5 protein-coding genes are annotated in these 5,969 nt (G+C 57.6%); all 5 read right to left on the bottom strand.

What is annotated here, in order from left to right:
* The coding region (locus PHQ58_RS23105) for a LysR family transcriptional regulator (RefSeq protein ID WP_300116149.1) at positions 1-262 on the bottom strand (262 nt) is incomplete at its 3' end.
* Positions 263-280: 18 nt separating this feature from the next.
* Positions 281-1,942 (bottom strand): tetratricopeptide repeat protein, encoded by a 1,662-nt coding sequence (locus tag PHQ58_RS23100; protein ID WP_300116146.1) that lies wholly within the window; start codon positions 1,940-1,942, stop codon positions 281-283.
* A gap of 8 nt (positions 1,943-1,950) precedes the next feature.
* A complete protein-coding gene (locus tag PHQ58_RS23095) occupies positions 1,951-3,939 on the bottom strand; it encodes a hypothetical protein (RefSeq protein ID WP_300116143.1) in 1,989 nt (662 codons plus the stop codon).
* 44 nt (positions 3,940-3,983) lie between these two features.
* Positions 3,984-5,123, bottom strand: coding sequence for a hypothetical protein (locus PHQ58_RS23090; RefSeq protein ID WP_300116140.1), 1,140 nt, complete (start codon positions 5,121-5,123; stop codon positions 3,984-3,986).
* 103 nt (positions 5,124-5,226) lie between these two features.
* Positions 5,227-5,847 (bottom strand): response regulator transcription factor, encoded by a 621-nt coding sequence (locus PHQ58_RS23085; RefSeq protein WP_300116138.1) that lies wholly within the window; start codon positions 5,845-5,847, stop codon positions 5,227-5,229.
* Positions 5,848-5,969 lie beyond the last annotated feature (122 nt).

The following is a 5,969-nucleotide window of genomic DNA, read 5'->3' as shown; positions in this document are numbered from 1 at the left end:
TGCCACCCGCAGAGACGCTGGCCTCGGCATTGGCCAGATCAGTCAGCAGGCGCTGGCAGTCTTCCAGAAACGCCGAGCCTTCCTGGGTCAGCGTGACGCTGCGGGTGGTGCGCACCAGCAGCTTGACACCCAGGCGCTCTTCCAGCGCATCCAGCCGCCGCCCGATGATGGCGGGGGCCACCCCTTCGGCCTTCGCAGCCGCCGTCAAACCACCCCGGGTGGCAATATTGACAAAGGTTTCGAGTTGTTTGAGGCGGCTCATGCACCAGACGTTACCACCTTAATGGGCAGTCAAACCGGCCAGAATCTGCTCCGCTCCTGCATGGCCCGCTTTCAAGGCTTTTTGAAACCATTCAATAGCATGAGCTTTGGCATTGTCAGAGCCCAAAAAACCATTCGCGTACAACTCACCCATGTTGAACAAAGCCCCCGCATCACCGGCTGCTGCTGCACGTTCGGTCTGGGTGATGCCTTTTTTGACATCCTTGACACCGGCCTGCCCGGTGATCAGCAGCAAGCCTTGCATACCCTGCGCCACGGTACTACCTTGGGCTGCCGCTTTGCCATACCACGCCAGCGCCTGCACCAAGTCGGCAGCCACGCCAATACCGTCAGCATAACGATCAGCCAGGCGCAGCATGGCCTGCGTGTGACCTGCTTGCGCGTCTTGTTGATCCCTGGCCACTGCACCGGCCTCAGGGTCAATCTGCGCGGTGCGCAACAAGGCCGGGGTTAGGTCAAACCGCGCCTGCGGATAACCATTGGCCACAGCCTGTTGATAAGCCTGCGCCGCTTTGGCCGGGCTTTTGGGCAGCAAACCGTCCTGATGAAAACCGCCGATCAGCGACCAGGCAAAACCATCACCCTGATTGGCTGCCTCCTGAACCAGTTTCACCCCGGTGCTCACATCCTTGGACAGGTCTTTGCCTTGCACCAGCATCAGACCCAGATTGGCCTGCGCCTCAGGGTGGCCCAACTCGGCGGCCTTGGCTGTCCAGGCCAGAAATTGCTGGAAGTCTTTACCAACACCGTCGCCCTGGTAATACATTTTGGCCAGGTCTCGTGCGGCAAACCGGTCACCGCGCTCGGCAGCCAGTGAATACCAGCGCACCGCCTCATTGATGTCTTTGTCAACCCCGGTGCCGCTGCGGTAAAAATCTCCCAGCAGCCCGGCCATCAGGGCCTGGGCCTCGCGGATATCGGGGTCGCTGCTGAGTGTCATGTTGCGCGCCACCAGGCTTTTCATCATCGGCACAGCCAGTGCTTCGTTACGGGCAATGCCATTGCCGGCAATCAGGGCGCTGGCGTAGCTCAGTTCACCACGGGCACTGCCAGCCTCGGCTGCGCGCTTGTACCAGCCCACGGCATCGACCGGATCAGCCGTCACACCGTGACCGTACATGCGCATGTAGCCGTAGTGGTAGGCGCCATCGGGGTTGCCCAGTTCGGCAGCACGTTTGAACCATTGGGTGGCTTGCACGTCATCACGCGGGGTGCCAAAGCCCGAGTAATACATCTGCCCCAGCCACACCGCTGCCACCGAATTACCGCCCTTGGCATCGGCCATGAAGCGTTGCAACACGTCCTGATCGGTCTCGGCTTTTTGTTTGATGCTGAACGTGACGGGCTTGTTCATGCGGTCGCGAATGCTGCCCAGCGTGCTGCTGAGTTGCCCGACCGCGTTGTAGGCCGGCATCGAACTGCTGTATGAACTTTGATGCCCACCCGACATATCGACTCTGGCAGCCGCACTGTTGCGCGCCCAGTCTCGCTGCATGTTTTGCATCATGCGGGCCTGGTTTAACTCAAACTGGGCGGTGTTTACCCGCATGGAGGCCATCGAACGCTGGCGGTTGCGCTCGTCGTCAGCGGCGTTCCAGGCGTGGCTGGTGTTGGCAATGAACAGTCCGGCACTGAGCAAAAGCAGAAGAGGTTTACGCATGATGAACCTTACCAATCTTGCACAAACATGGTGCTGTTGCCGTCAAAGGCACTGCGCAAATTACCGAATTTGCTTTCCAATGCCGCCACCATGCGCTTGCGTAACGGGTCATGCACGCGGCGGTCGTCTGAGGTGAAATACATGAATAATTTGGGCTTCATGCCTTCGAAAATCAACAGTTCGCAGCTAAACCCCACTTTGATACTGCCATTGATCGTCATGCTTCCCTGGCCAAGATACTTGTAGCCTTCGGCCCGCGCGTCGGACACCCGCACGCCGATACTCTTGGCAGCTTCCATCACCTTGACAAACACCTCCTCGGAACCTGCAGTAGGGTCAAGCTCCTTGATTTTTTTGGCAATCTCGGGCTTCATGCTGTAGTTGGCATTCCACTTGTAGTTTTTGAAGATCGACAAGGCCTTGTCTTTGTTCTTGGGCAAACCACCCCAGCCGTTCTGGTGGGCACGCGCCAACTCGTAGGCGCAGTCGTTGAAATAGTCATAGCAGGCTTGCAGGTATTTCACGCCCAGCGCTTCGTCACGCTCAAAGCCCCATTGCGCAAACAACAGCCCACGCCCGGCATTGGATTCGGCAGCGTGCATACCGGCTGCGGCGGCTTTGAGCCAGTATTGCGTCCCCAGCTTTTCGTTTTGCACCACACCACGGCCATTGGAGTGCATCAAGCCGACATAGAACGCCCCCACGGCCGAGCCTTTTTCATCCAGCGCGGTCGCCAAACGCATCACGTCGGCATACTTTTTCTTGACTTGCAACGCACTCAGTGTCTGGTCTTGCTGCTCGGAGCTCATGGCCAGCAGCTCCGCGACCGTGGGCACAGGTTTGAGCTCTTCTTCCAGCACGGCAATCACCGGCTTGATCTTGGCCAAGTACTTCGGGTCTTGCACTGACTTGTACAAAGCCAGCGCCCTGGGCAGGTTGACTGGTTGGCCAAAATCACCTTTGGCATTGATTTCTGCCAGCATGATGGCAGATTCGGGAAACTCGGGCAGACTGGCTTCCAGCAGTTTGAGCCCGCGTGGCACATCCAGCAGTTTTTCGTCTTTGGTATAGACCAGGCCTGCCCCGGCAAACATTTGGGCACGCTTGAAACCGGCATCAGCGGCCTCCAGCACCAAGGTCTGGCCCTGGATTTTGTCCTGTGTCAGACCTTCGCCTTTCAGGTAAGCCAGCGCCAGGTAATACTTGGCCACGGGCGAGCCACTGGGCAGCAGCGCGTTGGCCAGTTTGACCACATCGGTGTGGTCGCCGCTGGCCTGCAAATCAAGCAGCGTCTTGTCTTGCTGCTGCGGGGTTTGGGCCAAGAAAGCTGCTTCGGTGGGAATGGCTTTGAGTTGAGCTTCGAGCTGGCTGATTTTGCTTTGCCAGCGTGTCGCATCAGCCCATTTGTGCTCTTTGTACACGGCCAGGGCTTTGGCGCGGTCTTTGGGGATACCTTGCAAGCCTTTTTCATACAGCTCAGCCAGCAATTGAGCAGACCAATCGAATTTTTCGGCTCCGGCCTGCAGGTAGTGCATGTTCTGTGCGTTGTCGAGCTGCGCATCTTTCACGCCATTGGCAAACAGGTTGCCCAACGTGGACTGGGCACGCACATCACCGGCTTGTGCCGCCTGTTTGATGAGTTCGATGCCCTTGGCTTTGTCTAACGCCAGCCCCTCCCCCATATAAGTGCACAGTCCAAAAAAATAGGTGCCCACCACCAAGCCCTTGGTGTGTAACGCATTGGCCAGCCGCACCACGTTATCAAAATCCTTGGCTTCATAGAGTTGAATCAGCGTCTGATCTTGCTGCGCTGGTGTTTGTGCCAGCACGGTCTCTTCGCTCGGGCCACGGTTAAGGGCTTTGCCCACGCCTTTGACCAGATCCGTGCCTTTGTTCACCAGGTCATCCAAAAACCCGGCGTGGGCGGGCAGAACACTCATCGCCAACACCAGATGCACACCGATTAACCTCACCTGGTTCACAAGACTTGATCCCATGTCAGACTTTCAAAATTGTGTAGAGGGGTCTGCCCGGATACGGGCTATTTGGGCAAAGCCTGGGCATACAACTGCAGTACCAGCGCCAGGTCTTTGCCGACTTTTTCTTCGTAGTCGGGATCGGCGGTGACCTCAAATTTGCCGGAGTTGGCTGCGGAATAGACGGTTTGGCCGACGCTGGCTGCGGTGTCAACTTGGGTCATGGTGCTGCCGGCCACAAAGCGGGCAGCGCCGCCATTGCTGCTGGCTCCAAATCCCAACAAACTGTTGGCCGCACCAAACAAACCTTTGGCGACCACCGCGGCCTTTTCACCAGTGCTCATGTCGAGTTCGGTGATTTTCTCGGCCACGCCACCAGGCAACACCACGGGGACTTTCAGGGCAAACTGGGCCGATTTTGAAGTGGGCCAAAACACCTCAATGCGCGAGTCTTTGCTGGCCAGGGTGTTGCGGGGTTTGCCTTCAATCTTGGCAAAGCCGAAACCGCCGCCTTCATCAAATTGCATGAAATTGAGTTTCAGGCGAACTTGCATCACGGCCATGCCCGCTTCGTTGGCGGCGTTCCGGGCCACCGGCAAAACCAGAAATTTGCGCTCAAAAACATTCGGGGCGGTGCCCTTGGCTGTGGCCGTGACGCTGGCCATGTGGGTTTCCCCTTTTTGGCTGATCAGCCCGGCGGTATTGGCCAGGTCGGTGATGGAGCCCGTGTCATCCACCACCACCGGGCCTTCGTTGGGCACGGCCAGTTCGGTTTTGAAAGAGGTGCTTTGCAACACACTGGCAGGCAGCACCTCGTAACCACGCTGGGTCAGCAGTGCGGCAAATTCACGGTGCATTTTTTCGGTGATGTTTTGCATCTGCACCGGGGTAATGCCTTTGAGGGTGTAGGTTTTTTCAGCTTTGGTTTCACCCGAATCTGAAGCACCCCGATGCGAGGTGACAAACTCAATCTGAAACGCACCAATGGCAATTTTTCGTGGCCTGATCTCCTCCGGAACAGCGGTATCAGAAAACGCTTGCTTGAAAGCATCGGCCTGGTTGGTGTTGTCGTTCAACTCGACAAAACCGGGCTTTCCGCTACCCGTGAGCTTGTCAAAAAGACCAGCCTGTGAAGACCATGCACTGGCCAACAACAACAGCCCGACACCCCATTTTGGCCAATATTCTTGCCCCGGTGTACCCATTCAAATTCTCCAGAAGATATGACTTCTGATTTTGTGGATTAGGCACACTTCTGCCTACCCCTCCAACGGGGGGAAAGAACAGGACTCACCTTATGGAACCTGGCTAATGTGTCGATGCATGTGAGAGCTTGAGCACCAGTTCCAGTCGGTTGGCGACGCCATGAAACGCCAGGATGGACGACACATATTCCTTGACCGTGTGGTCTGACAGCCCCAGTTCACGCGCAATCACCTTGTTAGCCGCACCACGCAGCAACTGTTCCTGAACCTGCTGCAAACGCGGTGACAGGCTTCGGCTGGTCTCGTCTGCGGTGCTGGTGTCGCGCAGCGTGGCCGCCAGCACCGGTGGCAGATAAAACTCACCGGCAAGGATACGGGAGAAGCCGTCAAGCACCAGCTCGGGGTCGGCTGTTTTGGGAATGAAACCACGTGCACCAGCTGCCATGGCGGTACGTATCAGGCGGTGCTCAGGCTCAGCTGAGATCAGCACGGTGTGGTCAATCCACGGCGAGTCGCACAGCTGCTTGAACAGCAGGTGCTGCGGGTCATCGGGCAGCTTGATGTCCAAAAAAATCCATTCAGGTGCGGGCAGCTTTTGCAGCGCCAGGCGCGCCTGCTGGGCCGAATAGGCGCTCTGGATCCGGGCCTGTGGCCGGGTGGCCGCCAACAAGGCAGCCAGCCCCTGACAGGTCAGCGGATGGTCATCCACAATCAGAATATTCATGGGTTCCTTTCTTCATGACGACGCTCCAGCAAGGCCCCGAGCGTGAACGCCAACACCTCGGCATCCACCGGTTTGGACAGCAGCAGATAACCGGCGTCTTCCGCGTCCTGCTGCACGGTCTG

This window comes from Rhodoferax sp., assembly GCF_028688795.1.
In the GTDB taxonomy this organism is placed as follows: Bacteria; Pseudomonadota; Gammaproteobacteria; order Burkholderiales; family Burkholderiaceae_C; genus Rhodoferax.
This window is presented reverse-complemented; position numbering and strand designations above follow the sequence as displayed.